The 22,453-nt window shown below is 67.9% G+C and carries 26 protein-coding genes; 19 read left to right on the forward strand and 7 right to left on the reverse strand.

The annotated features are described in order from the left end of the window. Positions 1-14: 14 nt before the first annotated feature. The 4 genes from CQ047_RS05845 (at position 15) to ffh (ending at position 3,401) form a co-directional block, all read left to right on the forward strand. Positions 15-596, forward strand: a complete 582-nt coding sequence (locus CQ047_RS05845) for a TetR/AcrR family transcriptional regulator (RefSeq protein WP_105673378.1) — start codon at positions 15-17, stop codon at positions 594-596. A gap of 64 nt (positions 597-660) precedes the next feature. Then, positions 661-1,335 carry a hypothetical protein gene (locus CQ047_RS05850; protein WP_146114274.1) on the forward strand — a complete coding sequence of 225 codons (675 nt, stop codon included), beginning with the start codon at positions 661-663 and terminating at the stop codon, positions 1,333-1,335. Beyond that, on the forward strand, positions 1,332-1,832 hold the full coding sequence (locus CQ047_RS05855) for an RNA polymerase sigma factor (RefSeq protein WP_105673346.1): 501 nt from the start codon (positions 1,332-1,334) through the stop codon (positions 1,830-1,832). Before CQ047_RS05850 ends, CQ047_RS05855 begins: the two co-directional genes overlap by 4 nt. Positions 1,833-1,844: 12 nt before the next feature. After that, a complete protein-coding gene (gene ffh, locus CQ047_RS05860; RefSeq protein ID WP_105673347.1) occupies positions 1,845-3,401 on the forward strand; it encodes a signal recognition particle protein in 1,557 nt (518 codons plus the stop codon). 5 nt (positions 3,402-3,406) lie between these two features. Here the strand turns inward: ffh and CQ047_RS05865 are convergent, their stop codons facing one another. After that, positions 3,407-4,312, reverse strand: a complete 906-nt coding sequence (locus CQ047_RS05865; RefSeq protein ID WP_105673348.1) for an EamA family transporter — start codon at positions 4,310-4,312, stop codon at positions 3,407-3,409. A gap of 78 nt (positions 4,313-4,390) precedes the next feature. Here CQ047_RS05865 and CQ047_RS05870 point away from each other — a divergent pair, with 78 nt between their 5' ends. Then, a complete protein-coding gene (locus CQ047_RS05870; RefSeq protein ID WP_105673349.1) occupies positions 4,391-5,272 on the forward strand; it encodes a LysR family transcriptional regulator in 882 nt (293 codons plus the stop codon). A gap of 60 nt (positions 5,273-5,332) precedes the next feature. Here the strand turns inward: CQ047_RS05870 and glpK are convergent, their stop codons facing one another. The 3 genes from glpK to CQ047_RS05885 all read right to left on the reverse strand — a co-directional run bounded on the left by glpK (position 5,333) and on the right by CQ047_RS05885 (position 9,431). After that, positions 5,333-6,847: a glycerol kinase GlpK gene (glpK, locus tag CQ047_RS05875; RefSeq protein WP_105673350.1), complete on the reverse strand. Its 1,515-nt coding sequence runs from the start codon at positions 6,845-6,847 to the stop codon at positions 5,333-5,335. A gap of 26 nt (positions 6,848-6,873) precedes the next feature. Next, entirely contained in the window at positions 6,874-7,626 is a 753-nt protein-coding gene (locus CQ047_RS05880) for an MIP/aquaporin family protein (RefSeq protein ID WP_105673351.1), read from the reverse strand. A gap of 95 nt (positions 7,627-7,721) precedes the next feature. Beyond that, positions 7,722-9,431 carry a glycerol-3-phosphate dehydrogenase/oxidase gene (locus tag CQ047_RS05885; RefSeq protein ID WP_105673352.1) on the reverse strand — a complete coding sequence of 570 codons (1,710 nt, stop codon included), beginning with the start codon at positions 9,429-9,431 and terminating at the stop codon, positions 7,722-7,724. Between the two features lie 102 nt (positions 9,432-9,533). On the opposite strand from CQ047_RS05885, the gene CQ047_RS05890 reads away from it, so the two are divergent. After that, positions 9,534-10,505: a sugar-binding transcriptional regulator gene (locus CQ047_RS05890; RefSeq protein WP_105673353.1), complete on the forward strand. Its 972-nt coding sequence runs from the start codon at positions 9,534-9,536 to the stop codon at positions 10,503-10,505. A 2-nt stretch (positions 10,506-10,507) separates the two neighbouring features. On the opposite strand, the gene CQ047_RS05895 is transcribed toward CQ047_RS05890, so the two are convergent. Continuing rightward, on the reverse strand, positions 10,508-11,656 hold the full coding sequence (locus CQ047_RS05895; RefSeq protein ID WP_105673379.1) for a glutamate--cysteine ligase: 1,149 nt from the start codon (positions 11,654-11,656) through the stop codon (positions 10,508-10,510). 209 nt (positions 11,657-11,865) lie between these two features. Here CQ047_RS05895 and rpsP point away from each other — a divergent pair, with 209 nt between their 5' ends. From rpsP to trmD, 4 genes are read left to right on the forward strand one after another with little or no spacing between them, the layout of a single operon-like run. Further along, positions 11,866-12,303 (forward strand): 30S ribosomal protein S16, encoded by a 438-nt coding sequence (gene rpsP, locus CQ047_RS05900; protein ID WP_105673354.1) that lies wholly within the window; start codon positions 11,866-11,868, stop codon positions 12,301-12,303. A 5-nt stretch (positions 12,304-12,308) separates the two neighbouring features. Continuing rightward, complete coding sequence (locus tag CQ047_RS05905) at positions 12,309-12,539, forward strand: RNA-binding protein (RefSeq protein ID WP_105673355.1); 231 nt, start codon at positions 12,309-12,311, stop codon at positions 12,537-12,539. Beyond that, entirely contained in the window at positions 12,523-13,134 is a 612-nt protein-coding gene (gene rimM, locus CQ047_RS05910; protein WP_105673356.1) for a ribosome maturation factor RimM, read from the forward strand. The genes CQ047_RS05905 and rimM overlap by 17 nt, the downstream gene beginning before the upstream one ends. Before the next feature lie 11 nt (positions 13,135-13,145). Then, on the forward strand, positions 13,146-13,841 hold the full coding sequence (gene trmD, locus CQ047_RS05915) for a tRNA (guanosine(37)-N1)-methyltransferase TrmD (RefSeq protein WP_105673380.1): 696 nt from the start codon (positions 13,146-13,148) through the stop codon (positions 13,839-13,841). Here the strand turns inward: trmD and CQ047_RS05920 are convergent. Further along, on the reverse strand, positions 13,838-14,410 hold the full coding sequence (locus CQ047_RS05920; protein WP_105673381.1) for a histidine phosphatase family protein: 573 nt from the start codon (positions 14,408-14,410) through the stop codon (positions 13,838-13,840). The two genes, trmD and CQ047_RS05920, sit on opposite strands and share 4 nt — an antisense overlap. Before the next feature lie 81 nt (positions 14,411-14,491). Here CQ047_RS05920 and CQ047_RS05925 point away from each other — a divergent pair, with 81 nt between their 5' ends. Further along, positions 14,492-15,229 carry a class I SAM-dependent methyltransferase gene (locus CQ047_RS05925; RefSeq protein WP_105673357.1) on the forward strand — a complete coding sequence of 246 codons (738 nt, stop codon included), beginning with the start codon at positions 14,492-14,494 and terminating at the stop codon, positions 15,227-15,229. Positions 15,230-15,307: 78 nt separating this feature from the next. Here CQ047_RS05925 and map read toward each other — a convergent pair whose 3' ends face one another. Further along, positions 15,308-16,090 (reverse strand): type I methionyl aminopeptidase, encoded by a 783-nt coding sequence (gene map, locus CQ047_RS05930; RefSeq protein WP_105673358.1) that lies wholly within the window; start codon positions 16,088-16,090, stop codon positions 15,308-15,310. A gap of 109 nt (positions 16,091-16,199) precedes the next feature. On the opposite strand from map, the gene CQ047_RS05935 reads away from it, so the two are divergent. The 8 genes from CQ047_RS05935 (at position 16,200) to dprA (ending at position 22,263) form a co-directional block, all read left to right on the forward strand. Continuing rightward, positions 16,200-16,688 carry an MFS transporter permease gene (locus tag CQ047_RS05935; RefSeq protein WP_105673382.1) on the forward strand — a complete coding sequence of 163 codons (489 nt, stop codon included), beginning with the start codon at positions 16,200-16,202 and terminating at the stop codon, positions 16,686-16,688. Between the two features lie 167 nt (positions 16,689-16,855). Continuing rightward, positions 16,856-17,203, forward strand: coding sequence for a 50S ribosomal protein L19 (gene rplS, locus CQ047_RS05940; RefSeq protein ID WP_105673383.1), 348 nt, complete (start codon positions 16,856-16,858; stop codon positions 17,201-17,203). 118 nt (positions 17,204-17,321) lie between these two features. After that, positions 17,322-18,056 (forward strand): signal peptidase I, encoded by a 735-nt coding sequence (gene lepB / locus CQ047_RS05945; RefSeq protein WP_105673359.1) that lies wholly within the window; start codon positions 17,322-17,324, stop codon positions 18,054-18,056. Continuing rightward, entirely contained in the window at positions 18,053-18,712 is a 660-nt protein-coding gene (locus tag CQ047_RS05950; protein WP_105673360.1) for a ribonuclease HII, read from the forward strand. The genes lepB and CQ047_RS05950 overlap by 4 nt, the downstream gene beginning before the upstream one ends. Before the next feature lie 61 nt (positions 18,713-18,773). Further along, positions 18,774-19,100: a DUF2469 family protein gene (locus CQ047_RS05955; protein ID WP_017204525.1), complete on the forward strand. Its 327-nt coding sequence runs from the start codon at positions 18,774-18,776 to the stop codon at positions 19,098-19,100. 99 nt (positions 19,101-19,199) lie between these two features. Continuing rightward, positions 19,200-19,562: a YraN family protein gene (locus tag CQ047_RS05960; RefSeq protein ID WP_105673361.1), complete on the forward strand. Its 363-nt coding sequence runs from the start codon at positions 19,200-19,202 to the stop codon at positions 19,560-19,562. Next, entirely contained in the window at positions 19,559-21,088 is a 1,530-nt protein-coding gene (locus CQ047_RS05965) for a YifB family Mg chelatase-like AAA ATPase (RefSeq protein WP_105673362.1), read from the forward strand. The genes CQ047_RS05960 and CQ047_RS05965 overlap by 4 nt, the downstream gene beginning before the upstream one ends. Continuing rightward, positions 21,088-22,263 (forward strand): DNA-processing protein DprA, encoded by a 1,176-nt coding sequence (gene dprA, locus CQ047_RS05970; RefSeq protein WP_105673363.1) that lies wholly within the window; start codon positions 21,088-21,090, stop codon positions 22,261-22,263. The genes CQ047_RS05965 and dprA overlap by 1 nt, the downstream gene beginning before the upstream one ends. Positions 22,264-22,453 lie beyond the last annotated feature (190 nt).

The following is a 22,453-nucleotide window of genomic DNA, read 5'->3' on the forward strand; positions in this document are numbered from 1 at the left end:
GGTAGCGTGTGACCATGACCATCAGCCGAGCAGGACGCCCGAAGGCGTCGTCGAGGGAGACTCTCGCCGAAGCGGCCTGCGAGCTGTTCCTCGAGCGCGGCTACGAGTCCACCTCGATCGCCGACATCACCCAGCGCGCGGGCGTGAGCCGCTCCAGCTTCTTCAACTACTTCGCCTCGAAGAGCGACGTGATCTGGGCGGAGTTCGACGCACGGCTCGCGGAGGCGGCAGCGACTCTCGGAGCGCTCTCCGCCGGCGCCGAGGCGGCGCAGGTGCGCGGCGTGCTGCACGCGGTCGTGCAGGACTTCGCCCCCGACCCGCTCGCCCTCGCGCTTCGCAACCGTGCGGCCATGGGCCTCGACGAGGAGCTGGTCCGCGAGACCGGCATGCGTCACGCGCGGCTGTCGTCCGCCATCTCCGATGCGGCGCGAGCCGGCGGGGTCGGAGAGATCCGTTCCGACATCCTGGGGGCCGCCTTTGCGGCGGCGCTGATGTCGTCGCTGCGCGTCTGGGCGGAGCACGGTGCGGGGTCGCGGACCCCGGAGGCCGTCCTCGACGAGGCGCTGCACAGCCTCGACGACCTGCGCTGGAAGTAGTCCGCGGACATCCGGCGCGATGCCGGACACGTACGGAGTGAACCCATCCAGAAGGGACGCACTCATGGACACAGGACAGTTGGACGATCTGCTCGACTCCTCCGCACCCCTCGCCCGGTCACTCGACCCCAGTGACGTGCGGGCGATGATGGCGGAGGCCCGGGTGGTTGAGGGGCCGAAGCCACCCCGACGGCGCATGAGGACGGCTCTGACGGCCGGTGCTGCGCTCGCCCTTATCGTCGGAGGCGGTGGAGTCGCCGTCGCCGCCGGTCTCGTCACGTGGCCCGGCGCGCTCGAACACCCGGACGGCTCCTACGGGTTCGCGCTTCCCAGCGGCAGAGCCTGTGAAGTGCGGTTGCTCGTCGAGGATCGCACGGCCTCGACGACCGATGCCGGTCAGGACGACGTGTCGACACGTGACGTGCAGGACTCCGTCGCGACCTGGCTGCGCGATGGCGCGCTGGAGCGTGAGCTCGACCTGGAAGCGGCGGACGACGAGGCCGCGCGAATCCTCGCGGAACAGGCGGACAGGTACGGGATGACCGTGCTGATCGGCGCGGATGGCTGGCTCGCCGACGCAGCGATCGCACCGGGGCGTCCCGATGCCGATGACGCTCGCGCGTTCGCGGTGAACCGAGCGGTGCACGAGGCCATGATCGATCATCTCGTCGGCGCCGGGTTCCCGGAGGACACGTGGACGTTCAGCGCGGATGGCGGAGTCAAGTGCGAGGCCGAGTGAGCCCCGATTCCGCCCGTCTCACCGCGGCGGTCGAGGCGAACGCATCCGACCTCCTCTCCTACGTCTCGCGCCGCGTCGGTCCCGACGACGCCCCCGACCTGTTCGGCGAGACCATGGTCGTCGCCTGGCGTCGAGTACGCGAACTCCCCGTCGACGCGGAACGAGCGCGGATGTGGCTCTTCGGCATCGCACGAGGCACACTGCTCAACCACGCGCGCGGCCAGCGCCGACGCTGGGCTCTGGTCGATCGGATCCGCGGCGATGCGGCGGAGGACAGGAGCGGCCCGGCGGCGGATGCAGGTACGGAGGTGCGCGACGCGATCACACGTCTCGATCCGGATCGCGCCGAGATCGTGCGCCTCGTGCACTGGGACGGCTTCTCGCTCACGGAGGTGGCCGAGCTTCTCGGCATCCCTGCGTCGACGGCCAGAGGTCGCTATCAGCGTGCGAAGGAGGAACTCCGTGCCGCGCTGAGCATCGAGGTTCCGCTCGCGTAGAATCGAAGCACCATGGCTACGTTTGGCACGCTCTCCGATCGGCTCACCGAGACCTTCCGCAACCTGCGCACGAAGGGAAAGCTCACCGCCGCCGACGTCGACGGCACCGTGCGCGAGATCCGTCGCGCACTCCTCGACGCCGACGTCGCGCTGTCCGTCGTGAAGGAGTTCACGGCGAAGGTGCGCGAGCGCGCGCTCGGCGATGAGGTGAACAAGGCCCTCAACCCGGCCCAGCAGGTCGTGCAGATCGTCAACGAGGAGCTCATCCAGATCCTCGGCGGCGAGCAGCGTCGCCTCCAGTTCGCGAAGACGGCGCCGACGGTCATCATGCTCGCCGGCCTTCAGGGCTCGGGAAAGACGACCTTCGCCGGAAAGCTCGCGAAGCAGCTCGAAGGCGAGGGGCACACCCCGCTCCTCGTCGCCGCTGACCTGCAGCGTCCGAACGCCGTGAATCAGCTCCAGGTCGTCGCGGAACAGGCCGGCGCGACCGTCTACGCCCCCGAGCCGGGCAACGGCATCGGCGACCCGGTCAAGGTCTCGCGCGACGGCGTCGAGCACGCCCGCCGTCACCAGCACGATGTCGTCATCATCGACACCGCTGGACGTCTCGGCGTCGATGCGGAGCTCATGAAGCAGGCCGCCGACATCCGCAAGGCCGTCGACCCCGACGAGGTGCTCTTCGTCATCGACGCGATGATCGGTCAGGACGCTGTCAACACGGCCAAGGCCTTCCAGGACGGCGTCGACTTCACCGGCGTCGTGCTCTCCAAGCTCGACGGTGATGCCCGAGGCGGTGCGGCGCTGTCCGTCGCCTCCGTGACCGGACGCCCCATCATCTTCGCCTCTACGGGCGAGCGTCTCGAAGACCTCGAGCCTTTCCACCCCGATCGCATGGCGAGCCGCATCCTCGACCTCGGCGACATCCTCACCCTCATCGAGCAGGCCCAGCAGGCCTTCGATGAGGAAGAGGCCATGAAGATGGCCGAGAAGCTCGCGACCGAGCAGTTCACGCTCGAGGACTTCCTCGGCCAGCTTCAGCAGATGAAGAAGATGGGCTCGATGAAGAAGATGCTCGGCATGCTGCCGGGCATGGGCCAGATGAAGCAGCAGCTCGAGGACTTCGACGAGCGCGAGATCGACCGCACCGAGGCCATCATCCGCTCCATGACTCCGGTCGAGCGCCGCAACCCCAAGATCCTCAACGGCTCTCGACGACTGCGCATCGCGCGCGGTTCCGGCATGACGGTGACGGATGTGAATCAGCTCGTGCAGCGCTTCGACCAGGCCGCGAAGATGATGAAGACGGTCGCCCGTGGGGGGACGCCGAACATCCCGGGCATGGGACCCGTCCCCGGGATGGGACGCCCTGGAGCGTCGTCGAAGCGCGGCAAGAAGGGCAAGTCCTCCGGCGGCTCGAGGTCGGGCAACCCGGCCAAGCGCGCCGCGGAGAACGCCGGTCTCGCCGCCCCTACCACTCCCACCGGGTCGGGCTTCGGCCTCGGCGGGGCGAAGGCGGCACCGAGCGAGGCCGACCTCGCCGAGATCCAGAAGCTCTTCGGCAAGGGCTGATCGTCTCAGCGTCGGACGAGCGCGCTCTCGGCTGCGCCGGGAACGGCCGGCACGGGCTTCGGGCGGGTGACGAGCTGGCCTGAGACGAGCGCGCCCAGCACGAGCGTCATTCCGATCGCCTGCAGGGGTGTGAAGCTCTCTCCGGCGACGGTCGCTCCGAGGAGCGTCGCGACCACGGGCGAGAGCAGCGCGAGCAGCCCCGGGGCGATGACCGGGAGTCGCTGGATGCCGCGGAACCACAGCGTGTAGGCGAAGAGGCCGCCCACAGTGCCCAGCCACAGGTAGCCGAGCGCGGCACCGCCGTCGATCTGCGGCGGCGCCCCCTCGATCAGGAACGTGAGCGGCAGCAGCAGAAGTCCTCCGGCGGTGAGCTGCCATCCTGCGTAGGCGATGGGCCCGACGCCCTCCGGACGACCCCAGCGCTTCGTGAGGATCATTCCGACCGCGGTCGCCGTGACGCCGCCCAGGGCCGCCAGGATGCCGATGGCGTCCAGCTGAGCTGCGGGCCCGAGGACGACGAGTGCGACGCCGCCGGCGCCGACGGTCGCCGCCGCCGCGGTGAGCGGACGGATTCTCTCGTGCAGCACGAGAGAACCGAGTGCGAGGACGATCAGCGGCTGCACGCCGGCGACGGCCGCCGCCACTCCACCGGGAAGACGTTCGGCCGCGAGGAACAGCAGGGGGAAGAACGCCCCGATGTTCAGGACGCCGAGGGCGAGCGACTTGAGCCACCAGGAGCCGCGGGGGAGGGACCGTCCGATCGCGATGGCGACCAGTCCGGCAGGAAGCGAGCGGAGAAGGCCGGCGAGCAGCGGATGCCCGGCGGGTAGCAGCTCGGTGGTGACGAGGTATGTCGTGCCCCAGGCCATCGGAGCCAGAGCGGTGAGGAGCACCGTGGTCAGTCGATTCATGATTCCAGCGTGATGGCTGCAGAGGAATGAGTCCAACGCATAGTTGTCAACTCATGCATGAGTCGAGATCATGAATGAATGGACCTTCAGCAACTGCGATACGCGGTCGAGATCGCGGACGCATCGAGCTTCACCCGCGCAGCCGAACGCTGCTTCGTCACGCAGTCCGCATTGAGCCATCGGATCGCCGCGCTGGAGAGCGAACTCGGTCAGCGGTTGTTCACCCGCACGAGTCGGAGCGTCCGGGTGACCGAGGCCGGTGCGGCCTTCGTGCGGAGGGCGCGAGTAGCCCTCGCCGCCGCGGAGGGCGCGAGGGAGGATGCCGCGGCTGCCGGCGGACGAGTCATCGGGACTCTGCGTCTCGGTGTGATCCCGACCGTCGCCGCGGTGGACGTCCCCACCCTCATTTCGCGGTTCCGCGCGGCGCATCCGTCTGTTCGTGTCGAGCTCACCGTGGGCAACAGCGACTCTCTGATCGCCTCCGTCCGACACGGCGATCTCGACGTCGCCCTCCTCGGGCTTCGAGAGGAGAGCATCCCGAGCGGTGTCGCCCTGCGCACGCTGTCCAGGGAGCGGCTCGTCGCCGCGATGCCGCCGCATCATCGACTCGCCCGCCGGACGCGCGTCCGACTCGCCGATCTCGCCGGTGAGGTGTTCGCCGACTTCCCCGCGGGCACGTCGGGGCGCGCGCAGAGCGATTCCGCATTCGCGGCCGTCGATGTCGTCAGGGATGTGGCGTTCGAGGCCGACTCGGCAGAGCTGATCCTCGGCCTCGTTTCCGCAGGGCTGGCGATGACCCTGCTCGCTCCGGGTGTCGTCGCCCGGTCGCAGGCCGCGGTCGAGTCGGTGCCGGTCGACGACGGTCCGATCCGTGTCGAGTACGCGGCGTGGGATGAGCAGGCGCCGAGGACCGTCGCCAGGGCCTTTCTCGCCGAGCTCGAGACCGCAGATCTCGGCTGAACGCAGCAGGGCGGGCCCGGAGAAGACTCCGGACCCGCCCTGTCGTTCAGCGAAGCGAGATCACTTCACGTCGTCGTCGACCCAGTCCATCGACTTGGTGACGGCCTTGCGCCACAGGCGCAGCTGGCGGTCGCGCTCAGCGGCCTCCATGGACGGCTCCCAGCGCTTGTCCTCCTGCCAGTTCGCGGACAGGTCGTCGAGGCCGTTCCAGAATCCGACGGCCAGACCTGCGGCATAGGCGGCGCCGAGCGCGGTGGTCTCGGCCACGACCGGACGGACGACCGGGACGCCGAGCACATCCGCCTGGAACTGCATGAGCGCGTCGTTGGCGACCATGCCGCCGTCGACCTTCAGCTCGGTCAGGTCGACACCGGCGTCTGCGTTCACGGCATCCAGCACGTCACGCGTCTGGAAGGCGACAGCCTCGAGCGCTGCGCGAGCGATGTGGTTCTTGTTCGCGTAGCGGGTGAGGCCGACGATCGCACCGCGGGCGTCCGGACGCCAGTAGGGCGCGAACAGGCCGGAGAACGCGGGCACGATGTACACGCCGCCGTTGTCGTCGACCTGCTTCGCCAGCTCCTCCACCTCGGGGGCGGAGTCGATGATGCCGAGCTGGTCGCGCAGCCACTGGATCAGCGATCCCGTGACGGCGATCGAACCCTCGAGCGCGTAGTGGGTCGGTCCGTCGCCGAGCTTGTAGCCGACGGTGGTGAGCAGCCCGTTCTTCGAGTGGACGATCTCCTCGCCCGTGTTGAAGATGAGGAAGCAGCCCGTGCCGTAGGTGTTCTTGCTCTCGCCGGCGTTGAACGCGGCCTGTCCGAAGGTCGCGGCCTGCTGGTCGCCCAGGATTCCCGCGATCGGCGTCTCGCGAAGCAGCGAGGAGTCCTCTGCGGCGCCGTAGACCTCGGACGAGGAGCGGATCTCGGGCATCATCGAGCGCGGCACGCCGAACGCCTCGAGGATGTCGTCGCGCCACTCCAGCGTCTCGAGGTCCATGAACATGGTGCGAGACGCGTTCGTGACGTCGGTGGCGTGCACGCCGCCGTCGACGCCGCCGGTGAGGTTCCAGAGCACCCAGCAGTCGGTGGTGCCGAAGAGGAGGTCGCCCGCCTCGGCCTTCTCGCGAGCACCCTCGACGTTCTCGAGGATCCACGCGATCTTCGTGCCGGAGAAGTAGGTGGCCAGGGGCAGGCCGACGACGGGCTTGAAGCGCTCGACGCCGCCCTCAGCCGCGAGACGGTCGACGATGGCCTGCGTGCGCGTGTCCTGCCAGACGATCGCGTTGTACACCGGCTGACCGGTGGTCTTGTCCCAGACGACCGCGGTCTCGCGCTGGTTGGTGATGCCGACTGCGGCGATGTCGTGGCGGGTCAGGTCGGCGCGGCTCAGGGCCAGGCCGATGACCTCCTGCACGTTGCGCCAGATCTCGGCCGCGTCGTGCTCGACCCAGCCGGCCTGCGGCAGGATCTGCTCGTGCTCCTTCTGGCCCGTCGCGATGATGCTGCCCTTCTTGTCGAAGATGATCGCGCGGCTGGAGGTGGTTCCCTGGTCGATGGCGATGATGTAGTCAGCCATGGTGTGTTCTCCTTTGAATTCAGGGGTCAGGCGAGGTGGAGCAGTGCCGGCGCCACGAGAGCGGCGATCACACCGCCGATGAGCGGACCGACGACCGGGACCCACGAGTAGGACCAGTCGCTCGAGCCCTTGCCCTTGATGGGCAGGATCGCGTGAGCGATGCGCGGACCGAGGTCACGGGCGGGGTTGATGGCGTAGCCCGTGGGGCCACCGAGGGATGCGCCGATGCCGACCACGAGGAGGGCGACCGGCAGTGCCGTCAGCGGGCCGAGGCCTCCGGGCGTTCCGACCTCGATGTCGCCGTAGTCCGCGAACGCGAAGATGACGAACACGAGCACGAACGTGCCGATGATCTCCGTGACGAGGTTCCAGCCGTACGAGCGGATCGCGGGACCGGTCGAGAACACGCCGAGCTTGTTGGCGGCCTCGGGCTCCTCGTCGAAGTGCTGCTTGTAGCCGAGCCAGACGATGATGGCGCCGATGATCGCACCGAGCAGTTCTGCGCCGGTGGCGGTGGCGAACATGGCGAAGCTGATCTTGCCGGCGACCAGGAGTCCGATGCCGACGGCGGGGTTCAGGATCGCGCCGGAGTATGCGGAGACGAGCACACCAGCGAACACCGCGAGGCCCCACCCCCAGTTGACCATGAGGAAGCCGCCGCCGTTGCCCTTGTTCTTGGCGAGCGCGACGTTCGCGACGACTCCACAACCCAGGATGATGAGCATCGCCGTGCCGACGAGCTCAGACAGGAAGTAGAGACCGAGATTCACATCAGTCATGTCTTCATTGACCTTTCTTGTGCGGCAGGACCCCTCAGTCCTGCCGCGTTATGAGGGATTTCACGTCGCAGAGGAGGGCGACGGTGGGAATCTCGTCAGCCGCGTGCGCGGGACGAGATGTTCAGGCCGTGTCGTTCGTTGAGGAGGAGTCGGGTCTGCTCGATCTCGGCGTCGTGGCGATCGCGATCCCAGTCCAGCAGGGGAGCGAGCGCGTCGCCGATCTCGTCGAGAACCTCTGCGCTCGCATGTCCGGTGAAGGCGATGCTCGTGCGCCGCAGGATCACGTCCTGCAGACGAGCGACGAGCTCGTTCTTCACCATCCACTCGAGCTCGCGCGTGGAGAGGTCGCCGCCGGCGAGGGGGGCGTCTTCTCCCTGCTCGATGTAGTCCCAGACCTGAGCCGCTCGCGTGCCGTAGCGGGCGAGGAGGTGATCGGCACGGGCGCCGGCGCCGGGGAGGTTCTCCTGGATCCAGATGCGGCGCGCCTTCTCGGTGCGGGGGAAGTCGCGACCGCCGCCGATGGCGCGACCGGCGGTCGACACGGTGCGGGTGCGGCCGACCAGGCCGAGCACCACATCGGAGAGCGACTCTCCCAGGGCGCGGAACGTGGTCCACTTGCCCCCGACGAGGCTGACCAGGGGAGTGGCGCCCTTCTCGTCCACCTCGATGCGGTAGTCGCGGGACACGAAACCGGGCGCGGTGTCCTCGTGGCGGGGCAGCGGACGGATGCCGGAGAAGTTGTAGACGATCTGGTCGCGGGAGACGTCGATTTGCGGGAACACGTGATGGATGAGGTCGAAGAAGTACGTGACCTCCTCGTCCGTGCACACCGGGACCTCGCGAGGGTCGGCGTCGATGTCAGTGGTGCCGACGAGCACGCGGCCCTTGAGCGGGTAGATGAGCACGATGCGGCCGTCGGAGTGCTCGAAGAAAATCTCGCGACCGCGGGTCGCCTCGAGCAGCTCCGGGTGGTCGAGCACGATGTGCGAGCCCTTGGTGCCGCCCATGAAGCGCGTGATGTCGCCGAGCGCATCGTTCGTGAGGTCGGTCCACGGGCCGGAGGTGTTCACCACCACGTCGGAGGCGATGCTGAACTCGGTGCCGCTCTCGCGGTCGCGCAGCAGGACCTTGTCGCCGTCGCGGCCGATGGCCTCGACGTAGTTGAGCGCGATGGCTCCAGGGTGCGCAGCGCGGCCGTCCTGGAGGACGTCGAGGGCCAGACGCTCGGGGTCGTGCATCGAGGCGTCGTAGTAGGTCGCCGTGTACTTGATGTGCGGGTCGAGTGCGGGCAGCTCCGCGAGGGACTTCTTGCGCCCGAGGAAACGGTGGCGCGGCACCATGCCGCCGTCACGCGAGAACGTGTCGTAGATGGTGAGGCCGACCTTGATCAGGAACGCGCCGCGCTCCTGGGGCTTCCCGCTCTTGTGCGTCAGGAAGCGCAGGGGAGCGGAGAGGATGCCGGAGAACGTGGAGTAGATCGGGATCGTCGTCTGCAGCGGCTTCACGTAGTGCGGCGCGATCTTCAGCAGGCCGTTGCGCTCCTCCACGGATTCGCGAACGAGACGGAACTCGCCGTTCTCGAGGTAGCGGATGCCGCCGTGGATCATGTGGCTCGACGCTGACGATGCGCCGGACGCGAAGTCCCCGCGCTCGACCAGGACCACGTCGACGCCCTGGAGCGCCAGATCGCGGAACGTCGAGATGCCGTTGATGCCTCCGCCGATGACCAGGACGCTGGTGCGTCCGGCTTCGCGGACTGCTGTGACCTCGGCGCGCTCCGCCGATGAGTGTGTCGACTCGATCATCCTCGACCTCTCTTCTCTGCTTGCCCCCAGCTTCGACCCGGTGGACCGGCGTGCGCAAGTCCGCTGCACATATGTGCAAGGATCGGAGTCCGGGAGGTCGTGATGGCACAGGCAGACGCGCATTCACGCGATTCGAAGCTGATCGCCGCGCTCACCGCGGCGCAGCTCTACTACATGCAGGACAAGACGATGGAGGTCATCGCCCAGGAGCTGGGCACCTCCAGGTCGTCCGTGTCCCGGCTGCTGAGCTTCGCGAGGGAGAGTGGACTGGTCGACATCCGCATCAACTCCCCGCTCGAACGCCTGGGCATGCTGGAGCAGCGCATCCGCGACCGCCATCACGTCGCGGCGCACGTCGTCCCGATGCCCGAGATCGTCAGCGAGGTGGAGCGGCTGGAGCGCGTGGCCCTCACCGCTGGGCGGCTGCTCTCGCAGTTCGTGGACTCGAACATGATCATCGGCGTCGCCTGGGGGTCGACCATCAGCGCGGTGAGTCGTGGACTGACGCAGAAGGAGACGCACAACACCACGTTCGTGCAGCTCAACGGCGCGGGCAACACCCAGACCAGCGGCGTCGAGTACTCGAGCGACATCCTGCAGAGGTTCGGGAGCGCATTCGGCGCGCAGGTGCAGCAATTCCCCGTCCCCGCCTTCTTCGACGACCCGTCCACGCGGGAGGCGATGTGGAGGGAGAGGAGCACCCGGCGCGTGCTCGATCTGCAGGCGAAGATGGACATCGCGGTCTTCAGCCTCGGCTCCCCGGCCGCGGAGGTGCCCAGCCGGGTCTACGTCGGCGGGTATCTGAGCAGGGACGACTACCGGAGTCTTCGGGAGGATCACGCGATCGGCGACGTCGCGACGGTCTTCTTCCGTGCGGACGGGTCATGGCGCGACATCCGGGTCAACGCGAGGGCCACGGGCCCCGGACTCGATCGGCTTCGCCGCGTTCCCCGGCGAGTCTGCGTCGTCTCCGGCATCCCGAAGCTGGTCAGTCTGAGATCGGCGATCGCGGCCGACCTCGTCACCGATGTCGTCCTCGATGAGGGGCTCGCCCGCCAGCTGGTGGAGGACTGAGGTCACTCGTGGGTCGAGGTCTCCGGCCCTGAGCGGAACTCGCGGATCAGGTGCTGCACGACTGCCGACAGATCGCCACCCGCGGCATCAGCGACCGCCAGCTGACGCGCGTGGCTGGCGCCGTCGGCGAGGATCGTGCCGATGCTCGCGTACTCCTTCGCGCACCCCAGATCGAGCGCCACCGGTGCGAGCTGCTCGAGCGTCTCGGCGAGGTGGTCTCTGACGGGACGCTGGATGCCGTCGGCGTCGACGATCACGCGCGCATCGAGCCCGTACCGAGCCGCTCGCCACTTGTTCTCACGGTGATACCAGGCGGGGAGCTCGGGCAGAGTGCGTCCTTCGTCGAGCTCACGCGAGAAGTGCTCGACGAGGACCTGAACCAGAGACGCCACGGCGGCGAGCTCGGGAAGGGTCGACATCCCGTCGCATGCGCGCACTTCGATGGTGCCCCAGCGCGGCGCGGGCCTGATGTCCCAGCGCACTTCGGAGGCGTCGGCCATCACGCCGGTGCGGATCATGTCGTCGAGGTACCCCTCGAACTGCGACCAGTCGTGCAGAGGCCAGGGGAGACCCGCGGTGGGGAGCTGCTGGAAGACGAGAGCCCGGTTGGAGGCGTACCCTGTGCTCTCGCCCGCCCAGAACGGGCTGGACGCGGCCAGAGCCTGGAGATGCGGGAGGAAGCCGGCGAGAGCGTTGATGATGGGGAAGACCTTGCGGTGATCTTCGACGCCCACGTGCACATGGATGCCCCAGATCATCATGTTGCGGCCCCACCACTGGGTCCGCTCGATGAGCTTGTGATAGCGGGTCTTGTCGGTGACCTGCTGCTCGTACCACTGCGCGAACGGGTGGCTCCCCGCCGAGAGCAGCTCGATTCCCGCCGGGTCCGTCGCCGCGCGGACCGCGGCGATAGCCTTGGCGATGTCGTCCACCGCGTGCGCGACCGACGTGCCGATGCCGCTGGTCACCTCGATCGTGTTGGTGAGCAGCTCGCCGGTGACGGTGTGGCGCTCTTCGGCGCTCTCCGCTTCCAGCGCGGCGAGCAGCTCGGGTGCGCGGCCGACGAGGTCGCCGCTCACCGGATCGGCGAGCATGATCTCCCATTCCAGGCCGACGGTGGACCTGGCGGATGGAGCGAATTCGAGCTTCACGAGCACAGTCTCGCACGCAGCTCTGGCGACACGGCAACCCCCGTGTCGCCACGTTTCGCGCCAGGAGCCCGCATCTGGCAGAATAGAGGTTTGGACGACGTGCTCGACCCTCTATCCAGCACTCATCCACCCTTTCAGAGCTTCCGCCGGGTGTGCACCCCACTCTCCAGGCGATCGGTTCGTTTCCTTCCACACAATTCAGGAGAATCGTGGCTGTCAAGATTCGTCTCAAGCGCCTGGGCAAGATCCGTGCGCCCTACTACCGCATCGTCGTCGCCGACTCGCGCACCAAGCGCGACGGTCGTGTGATCGAGGAGATCGGCAAGTACCACCCCACCGAGGAGCCCTCGTTCATCGAGGTCGACTCCGAGCGTGCCCAGTACTGGCTCTCCGTCGGCGCTCAGCCGACCGAGCAGGTCACCGCCCTTCTCAAGATCACGGGCGACTGGGGCAAGTTCAAGGGCGACAAGGACGCGAAGTCCACCCTCCGGGTCGCCGAGCCCAAGGCCGCGTTCGAGATCGACGCGTCCAAGAAGTCCGTCGTGAAGCCGAAGGCGGAGAAGAAGGAGGCTCCCGCTGCGGAGGCTCCCGCCGCCGTCGAGGCCGACGCGGAGGCCGCTGAGGCCCCCGCCGCCGACGCAGAGTAATCGTCGTGCTCGCCGCCGCGCTCGAACACATCGTCAAGGGGATCGTCGATCACCCCGAAGATGTGCACATCACCGCATCCACCTCGCCGCGAGGCGATCTGCTCGAGGTGCGTGTGCATCCCGACGACCGTGGACGCGTGATCGGGCGCGGCGGCCGCACCGCGAAGGCACTTCGCACCCTCATCTCCGCTCTGGCGGACGGGCGTCGTGTCCGTGTCGATGTCGCGGACGACTGACGTGGTGCAGAAGGACCGCAATCAGGGCAAGAACCAGCTTCGCGTCGGCCGCCTCGTCAAGGCCCACGGCCTGAAGGGCGCGCTCAAGCTGGAGCTGTACACCGACAATCCCGAGCGTCGATTCGTCACGGGAGCCGAGTTCACGTTGCAGGTGCCAGAGGCATCTCCGTGGCACGGCAAGACCGTCACCGTCCGCGAGTACCGCGTGATGAACGGCAACCCCGTCGTGTTCCTCGACGATGTCGAGGACCGGTCCGCCGCCGAAGGACTCGTCCGTGCGATCCTCTGGATCGACCAGGACACGACCGAGGTCGAGGAGAACGCCTGGTTCGACCAGCAGCTCGTGGGCCTCGATGTCGTCCGCGATGACGTCGTCGTCGGGAAGGTCGCTCGCATCGAGCACTTCCCCGCGCAGGACCTCCTGATCGTCAAGGCCGGCGACCAGGAGATCATGGTGCCGTTCGTCGAGGCCATCGTGCCGACCGTCGATGTGGCGGCGGGCAAGGTCATCGTGACCCCTCCTGCAGGCCTCTTCGAGGAGCTGCCGGATGCCGCAGGTTCGGAAGAGGACGCCGCCGCAGACGCGGCCGAGTGATCGCAGCCGCCGTGCGCATCGACGTCCTCTCCATCTTCCCGTCGTACTTCGACGGGCTCACGCTGTCGCTGCTCGGCAAGGCGCAGGACGCGGGGATCCTCGATCTGAACGTCCGAGACCTCCGCGACTGGACATACGACCGTCACCGCACCGTCGATGACACACCGTACGGCGGCGGCGCCGGGATGGTGATGAAGCCCGAGCCCTGGGGCGTCGCGCTCGACGAGCTCGCCACGGCATCCGAACGGCCGACGATCATCTTCCCGTCCCCGGCGGGCGAGGTCTTCACCCAGGCGACCGCGAGGGATCTCGCGACGCGCGAGCACCTGATCTTCGGCTGCGGACGCTACGAGGGCATCGACGAGCGCGTCTTCGAGTACGCGGACACCGTCGGCGAGGTGCGCCTCATCAGCCTCGGGGACTACGTCCTCAACGGCGGAGAGGTCGCTACGATGGCGATGATCGAGGCGATCGGTCGACTGATCCCCGGAGTGGTCGGCAACCCCGAGAGCCTCGTCGAGGAGTCCCACGAGGACGGCCTGCTCGAGTACCCCTCCTATACGAAGCCGTCCATGTGGCGCGATCGCGCTGTGCCGGACGTGCTGCTCAGCGGCAACCATGCGGCGATCGCGACCTGGCGCCGCGAGCAGCAGCTCGAGCGCACCGCTCGACGCCGACCCGACCTCCTGTCGGAGCAGGACGACTAGAGCATCCTCTCCGCACCGTGGTCGATCTCGAAGACCACGCCGGGCGGATGCCGGAGGCCCAGGGCAGTCGAGGAATCCAGCCCGCGCAGCTCCGCACGCAGCATCCGTCCGATCATCTCGTGACTCACGATCAGCGGTGCACCCTCAGCAGCCCACCCGCATGCCGAGAGAGCGCGACGCGCCCGCGCACGGACCTGCGCGTAGCTCTCGCCGCCGGGGAACGCCCAGCCGTAGCGGTTCTCGGCGCGCTCCTCACGGGCGGTCGGGAATGCGAGGTCTATCTCGTCCCACGTCATCCCCGCCATCTCGCCGTGGTGCAGCTCCGCGAGTTCGTCGATCTCCACGACACGCGCTCCGAGGACTTCGGCGATGATGCCCGCCGTGTGCACGGCTCTGCCGAGAGGACTGCTGCAGATCGTCGTGATGCCGACAGCGCTGACCCGCACGGCCGTGGACGCGGCCTGACGCACGCCGTCGTCGGTGAGAGGGGAGTCGAGCTGCCCTTGGAGGCGGTGCTCGAGATTCCAGATCGTCTGCCCGTGGCGCACCAGGTACACGCGGTCGGGCACGTGACGATCCTGGGGAATCATGCACTCAATATGGCACAGCCGTGTCGATCCGGGCGCGCCCTGCGCTGATAGCGTCGAGCCATGGTCGATGAAACCCTGGCGCGCTCCTTCGAGGGGATCGGGTCGGAGTACGAGAGATACCGACCAGGGTTCCCAGCCGGGGCGGTCGAGCTCCTCGCCCCCGACAGGGTGGGAACGATACTCGACCTCGGTGCGGGCACCGGCAAGTTCACCGAACTGCTGATCGGGCGCGCCGATCGTGTGGTCGCCGTCGAGCCGTCGACCGCCATGCTCGACGTGCTGCATGCCAAGCTGCCCGAGGTGACCGCCCTGAGCGGCACCGCGGAGCGGATTCCGCTGGAGGATGGGGCCGCAGACGCCGTCTCCGTCGCTCAGGCGTTCCACTGGTTCGATCGCGAGCCGGCTTGCGCCGAGATCACCCGGGTACTCGCTCCCGGAGGCGCGATGGCGCTGATCTGGAACCGCGCCGATCCTGCATGCGCCTGGGACCGTTCGTGCCATCGAATCGTGCACCCGGCCGTCGGTGCGTCAGACGACACCACGCGCGCCGCCGCGGAGGAACTTCCCGGATTCCGCTTCGTCCGCGACGAGGAGCTCACCTGGCGGGAGGTCATCTCACGGGACGACTACATCGGTCGATGGACCACGGTGAGCAGTTTCCTCGTCGCCGATGAGCCGCGACGCGCGGAGATGCTGGCCGACGTCCATCGTGTGCTCGATGAACATGTCGACACCGCAGGGCGCGCGGAACTCGATCTGCCGCATCTCACGGACGTGTACCTGTACCGTCGCGCCTGAGTGACTGTCCTCTTCGCCCGAACGACGGCGTGTGGGGGCCCGTCGCGTCGTGGAAGCCGACGCGACTCGGCGGCTGAGTCAGTCGACGCCGAGGAAGGAGCGGTCGGTGAGGATGATCGGACCGTCCTCGGTGACCGCGACGGTGTGCTCCGAGTGCGAACCCCGAGAGCCGTCGACGCTGCGCAGCGTCCAGCCGTCGGGGTCCGTGATCAGCTCGTCCGTGGTGGCGAGCAGCCACGGCTCCAGTGCGAACACGAGTCCCGCGCGCAGCGGGAAGCCACGACCGGCTCGCCCGTCGTTGGGTACATGCGGGTCGCCGTGCATGATGCGTCCGACCCCGTGACCGCCGAAATCGGTGTTGATCGAGTAGCCCTCGCCGTGTGACACGGCGGCGATGGCCGCAGAGATGTCGCCGATGCGGTTGCCGACGACAGCGGCCTGGATCGCCGCGTCCAGCGCGCGCTCCGTGGTCTCGATGAGGCGGAGGTCCTCGTCGCGCGGTGTGCCGACGACGAAAGACACCGCCGAATCGGCGACCCAGCCGTCCACGGACACGGCGAAGTCGAGCGACACGAGGTCCCCGTCGCGAATCGTGTAGTCGTGGGGGAGTCCGTGCAGGACCGCGTCGTTCACCGAGGTGCAGATGACCTTGCCGAACGGACTCGCTCCGAACGAGGGGTGGTAGTCGATGTAGCAGGACTCGGCGCCGGCCTTGCGGATCATGTCGTGTGCGCGACGGTCGATCGAGAGGAGGTTCGTGCCGACCTTCGTCTCGTCGCGCAGGGTCGCCAGGGTCTCGGCGACGAATCGCCCGGCTGCGCGCATCTCGTCGATCTCGGCAGGGGTGCGCAGTTCGATCATGGGGTGTCCTCTCGTCCACTCCATTCTCCCTGATGCGGCGGCCGCGGAGATCCGCGCGCTCACAGCGAACACCGGGGTGAGGGTGGGCCGCGCGTCGTACGATCTGAGCATGTGGTTGCGTCAGGCGTTCTTCCGGTGGCTGCTTCCGGCTGCCTTCCTGCTCCCGCTCTGGCTGGTCATCGGGGGGATCGTCTTCCACGCGGGGTGGGGGATGCTCTGGGTGCTGTTCATCGCGGTGCCCTCGGTCTTCGTCGGGCAGCTGCTCCTCACGCTGCTCACGCGCTCCCGCCCATCGGTCCGCATCGAGCGGGCGGTGTCCTGGTGGGACGTCGCCGGTTTCACGCTCTGGCATGCGCTCACCATCGCGGTCGGCTGCTTCATCGAGGGCGCATTCGGCTGGTTGCTGGCCGGCGCCATCATCGTGGGCATCGCGCTCGTCTGGCTCCAGCTGTGGCAGCTGTGGAGCGAGGCGAAGGGCAGCGGCGCCCGTCTCCGGGAGACCATCTCGTGGTCGACGGTTCCCGCGCCGGACGAGCCCGCGCCGCAGACCACCGTGCACGAGGTCATCGTCGTGCGGGAGACCGACCCCCGCGACTGATCCTCGTTTTGGCCGCGGCACGCATCCATGGCAGAATGGATGTTTGTGCCGTGACCGGTTCTGCCTCAGGGGAGCCCGCGGACGCGCAAGCGCCGTACGATGCACATCCGTTCTTGTTCCTTTGAAAACATGCAACCGACCTGAGGCGAGTGCAGAAAGAGACGATCATGCAGATCCTCGACGCCGTCGATGCGGCTTCGCTCCGTTCCGACATCCCGGTCTTCAACCCCGGCGACACCGTCAACGTCCACGTGAACATCACCGAGGGCACCCGCTCTCGCGTCCAGGTCTTCAAGGGCGTCGTCATCGGCCGCCAGGGCGACGGCGTGCGCGAGACCTTCACGGTCCGCAAGATCAGCTTCCAGGTGGGCGTCGAGCGCACCTTCCCGGTGCACTCCCCGGTGATCGACCACATCGAGGTCGTCACCCGCGGTGACGTGCGTCGCGCGAAGCTCTACTACCTCCGCCAGCTGCGCGGCAAGAAGGCGAAGATCAAGGAGAAGCGCGACAACTGACGCGCAGGTTCTCCACAGCACCCCGGGACACGATGTTCCGGGGTGCTGTGTTTTGCGCCGGATGTGCGACCCTTGGTAGTGCCGTCTCAGAGCGGTGCGAGACTGTGAAGGAACCTTGATGACGACTGAGCCCGCCACCGCGTCCACGCCACCCGTCAAGCGGCGCCGCGGGTTCCTCATCTTCCTGCGCGACGTCCTGGTGATCGTGCTGATCGCCGCGCTGGTGTCCTTCGTCGTGAAGACCTTCGTCGTGCGCTCCTTCTACATCCCGTCGGCGTCCATGGAGCAGACGCTCATGGTCAACGACCGCATCCTGGTCGACGAGCTCACCCCGCATTGGACGGGATACGAGCGCGGTGACGTCGTGGTGTTCAAAGACCCGGGCGGCTGGCTCGACCCGCAGCCGCAGACCCCGGCGGCGCCGCCGCTCGTGCAGGCGGTGGACTGGGTTCTCAACCTCGTCGGCATCTCCGCGACCGACTCGCAGGATCATCTGGTCAAGAGGATCATCGGGCTCCCCGGCGATCACGTCGTGTGCTGCAACGCGCTCGGCCAGATCACGATCAACGGCACCCCCATCGACGAGCTCTCCTACCTGAACCTCCCGCAGGGGGACACAGCCGCGTCCAACGCGCCCTTCGACGTGGTGGTTCCGAAGGATTCCCTCTGGCTGCTGGGAGACAACCGCGATCGCTCGCGCGATTCCCGTGAGCATCAGGATCTCCCGAGCGGAGGCTTCGTGCCTCTCGCGAACGTCGTGGGCAAGGCGTTCCTCACGACCTGGCCCCTGAACCGCTTCGGGACGATCGACGGCCACCACGACACCTTCAACGGCGTACCGGATCCGGAATGACCGTCGTCGCGCCCAAGCTCACCCTCGAACGGAAGCTCCTGAGCGAGTGCGAGCTGATCATCTCGCTCGACGAGGTGGGCAGGGGCGCGCTCGCGGGACCGGTCGCTGTCGGAGCGGCCGTGATGGATGCCGCTGGTGCACGTCGTCGCGTTCCCGAAGGCCTGCGTGATTCGAAGCTCGTCACCGAGAAGCGTCGTCCGGACGTCGCAGCGCGCGCCGCGGCCTGGGTGCGTGCATCCGGTGTCGGCTGGGCCAGTGCGGCGGAGATCGACGAAGTCGGGATCATGAGGGCGCTGGGGCTCGCGGCGTCACGAGCGGTGCAAAGCGTGGTGGATCAGGGCGTCGCTATCGAGAGCGCTCTCGTGCTGCTCGACGGGAACCATGACTACGTCTCTCGGGTGCACCCGGTGCCGCTCCGCGTGCGCTCCCAGGTGAAGGCCGACCGCGACTGCGCATCGGTGTCGGCGGCATCGGTGATCGCGAAGGTCGCGAGAGACACGCACATGGCCGAGCTGCATCTCTCGCATCCTGACTACCAATGGGACAGGAACAAGGGCTATGCCAGCCCCGAGCATCGCGATGCGATCCGCGCACGGGGACTGTCTCCTCATCACCGTGCATCGTGGGCGATCACGGACGCTCCCACGCTGTTCTGATCCGCGTTCTGAGCGGCTCCGTGCCGCGCGGTGGTGCGCACGACTCTAGGATGGACACATCATGGATGAGGAAGCATTCGACGACTACGACCGCGAACTCGAGCTGGCGCTGTTCCGCGAGTACCGGGACGTCGTCTCCCAGTTCCAGTACGTCGTCGAGACGGAGCGCCGGTTCTACCTGGCGAACGAGGTGAACGTCGTCCGTCGTGACACCGAGCACGACTTCTACTTCGAGATCTCGATGAGCGATGTCTGGGTGTGGGACATCTACCGCGCTGATCGCTTCGTGAAGGCCGTGCGCGTCCTCACGTTCAAGGACGTCAACGTCGAAGAGCTGCAGCGTCGTGAGTTCGAGCTTCCGCAGGAGCTCTCCCTCGACGGCGAGTAGCCGTCCCCAAGAGGCGATCCTCGGCGAGTTGTCCACCGATTCGCGGAATGGTGAGAGCGCGCTCGCGCTCCTCCTGAGGCGGATCGGCAGGCTGTCGACATGGCAGCGAAAGACGACCTCGGCGCAGCGGGGGAAGAGCGGGCGACCCGCTATCTGATCGACCACGGGTACGAGATACTCGACCGGAACTGGCGATGTCCGCAGGGCGAGATCGACATCGTCGCCGCGCAGGGCCAGGTGCTCGCGATCGTCGAGGTCAAGACCCGTCGGTCGACGGCGTTCGGCCATCCGTTCGAGGCGATAGACGCACGAAAACGACGTAGGCTCTGGCAGCTCGCACATGCCTGGATGGAGCGGCACTCCGATCAGGTTCGGGGAAGGAAGATCCGGCTCGACGCGATCGGCGTGATCGGACCCGATCCGGATGCCGGACAACTCGAACACCTGAAGGATCTGTCATGACGACGGCGCGGACCTGGGCGGTCGCGTTGTCGGGGGTCGACGGGCATCTGGTCGAGGTCGAGGCAGACCTCTCGAATCAGACGCCGGAGTTCAAGATCATCGGCCTCCCCGACAAGGCCCTGGGTGAGGCGGTCCAGCGCGTCCACAATGCGTGCAAGAACGCGGAGCTCGACCTTCCGCGCCGACGACTCACCGTGAATCTGTCACCCGCGAGTCTTCCCAAGCACGGATCGGGATTCGACCTGGCGATCGCCGTATCGGCGCTGGCTGCAGGGGGAGCGGTGCAGCAGAGGTCGATCTCCCGCACGGTGCACATCGGCGAACTCGGCCTGGATGGTCGAGTGAGACCGGTGCCAGGGGTGCTGCCCGCCGTGTTCGCGGCGGCACGCGCCGGCTTCGACCAGGTGATCGTCCCTCATGCGAATGCCGACGAAGCCCGTCTCGTGCCGGGCATCGATGTGCGTGCCGCTCGCTCGCTGGCGGAGGTCGCCGTCTGGCACGGAGCAGATGTGGTGGTTCCGGAGGTCGATCCCGTGCCCGCCGCGGCCCCTCCCGTCGACCCCGAGGCTCACGGTGATCTGGCGGACGTGGTGGGCCAGGACGAAGCGGTGACCGCGCTCATCGTCGCGGCCACTGGAGGCCACCACATGCTGTTGAGCGGTCCTCCCGGCGCGGGAAAGACGATGCTCGCCCGAAGACTGCCGGGGATACTCCCGAGGTTGACGGAGGGCGAGGCATTGGAGGTCGCATCGATCAGGTCTCTGACCGGCGGCTCCGTCGCAGTGCTCGACCACAGAGCTCCGCTGGAGGCACCGCACCACAGCGCATCGGTCACCGCGCTCGTGGGCGGAGGGTCTCGTGCTGTGCGCCCGGGGGCGATCGTCCGTGCGCACCGCGGGGTGCTGTTCCTCGACGAGGCGGCGGAGTTCTCCAGAGTCGCGCTGGATGCGTTGAGGCAGCCGCTGGAGTCAGGGAAGATCGACGTGCACCGCGCCGGCTTCACCGCTCACTTCCCCGCGCGGTTCCAACTGCTCCTCGCGATGAATCCCTGCCCCTGCGGCAACTACGGTGTGCGAGGGGCGGAATGCGTGTGCCCGTCCATGGCCATTCGACGGTATGCGACGCGACTCTCCGGTCCCCTCCGGGACAGGATCGACATCGATCTGCGCGTGGCGCGCGTCGCAACCTCGCGGGCGGTGTCCGTTGGGCGATCCGCGCTGTCGTCGGCGGAGGCGCAGCAGCGTGTCGTCGAAGGAAGGGAGCGGGCGGCCGCTCGGCTGAAGGGCACGCCATGGCGTCTAAACGGCGATGTTCCCGGAACCTGGCTCCGCCAGACATCGCAGCGGATCGATCAGGCTGCACGGGTGCCGTTGGAGCGCGCTCTGGAACGCGGCGCCCTGACACTTCGAGGGTACGATCGCGTCCTGCGGCTCGCCTGGACCATGGCAGACCTCGAGGGCCGCGAGCGACCAGGGCTCGACGAGGTCGGGCGTGCGCTGGTGCTCAAGAGAGGCAGCACGTCGTGATGGATGCTCTGCGTCAGGACGAGGCGCTCGTGAAGGCCCTTCGGCGGGCGCGCCCCGACGATGACATAGCGGAGGTCGCGGCCCGTGTCGCGTGGAATGTCCTCGTCGAACCGGGCGATGCCGTCGCCGGAGCTCTGATCGCGGAACTGGGTGCAGAGGAGGCGCTCCGATTCGCCTTCGCCGACGACGGGGGCTCCCTCGCGTACCAGGGGCGGTCGCGCGCGCTCAGAGACGCACTCGGCAGATGGCGTCCTCGTGCCTCTGTAGACGCCGTCCGCAGCGCCGTGACTGACGCGGAGCACGTCGCGGCGACCCTGCTCCTCCCCGGCGACGGCCTCTGGCCTGAGTCCCTCGATGACCTCGGGCACCATGCACCGACGATGCTGTGGGTGCGAGGGGATGCTGCCGTCCTCACTGCGTCGCCTCGTGTGTCGATCGTCGGCGCCAGGGCATCGAGCACCTATGGAGAGTTGCTCGCGTCGGAGTTCGCAGGGGATCTCGCAGCGAGCGGAGTCGTGATCGTCTCGGGCGGCGCGTACGGAATTGACGGAGCGGCGCATCGGGCAGCGCTCGGTGTCGGCGGGGCGACCGTTGCGCTGCTGGCAGGTGGCGTGGATCGGGCCTATCCGCAGGGACATCAGGAGTTGTTGGGGGCGATCGCCAGGAGCGGCGCGGTGGTCAGCGAGGTTCCCTGCGGTACGGCGCCGTCCAAGTGGAGATTCCTGAGCAGGAACAGGCTGATCGCGGCGCTCGGCCGGGCCACAGTGGTCATCGAGGCGGGGTGGAGAAGTGGCTCGCTCAACACGGCCGGGCACGCGGCGTCCCTCGGACGTCCGCTCGGTGCGGTCCCCGGGCCGGTCACCTCCGCGGCGTCAGCGGGCTGCCATCGTCTGCTTCGCGAGTACGACGCGCGCTGCGTCACGACGACAGCGGAGATCCGAGAACTGTGGGGTGAGCCCGTTCGCGACCAGAGTGCGAATGTCACCGACCCTGAACTGACGAGGCTGCTCGACGCCCTGCCGACGCGCTCGCGCGCCTCGACGCAGGAGCTCGCGCGACGGAGCGGTCTGGCGCCCGACAAGGTCACGGCCCTGCTCGGCCTTCTCGAAGTCGAGTCCGTGGTCGACCGCAGAGACAACGGATGGCGGCGCATATCGACACGCGACCGGGGATAGGAGGCCTCCGATCGCAGCGATGTGCGCGGCGTGATCTCGAGAGCGCCTCATCTCTGACGGCGTGGACGGCACATCTGTCAGCATCACACCGAAGCGGCGAGGGTTAGCCGTGGTGAGCATCAGGCTGAAGCGGCGGGGTGAGCAGGAGGCTCAAGCGGCGGGGGTGAGCATGAGGCTCAAGCGGCGCGGT

Origin of the sequence: Microbacterium sp. MYb72, assembly GCF_002979415.1 — a bacterium.
GTDB classification, from domain to species: Bacteria; Actinomycetota; Actinomycetes; order Actinomycetales; family Microbacteriaceae; genus Microbacterium; species Microbacterium natoriense.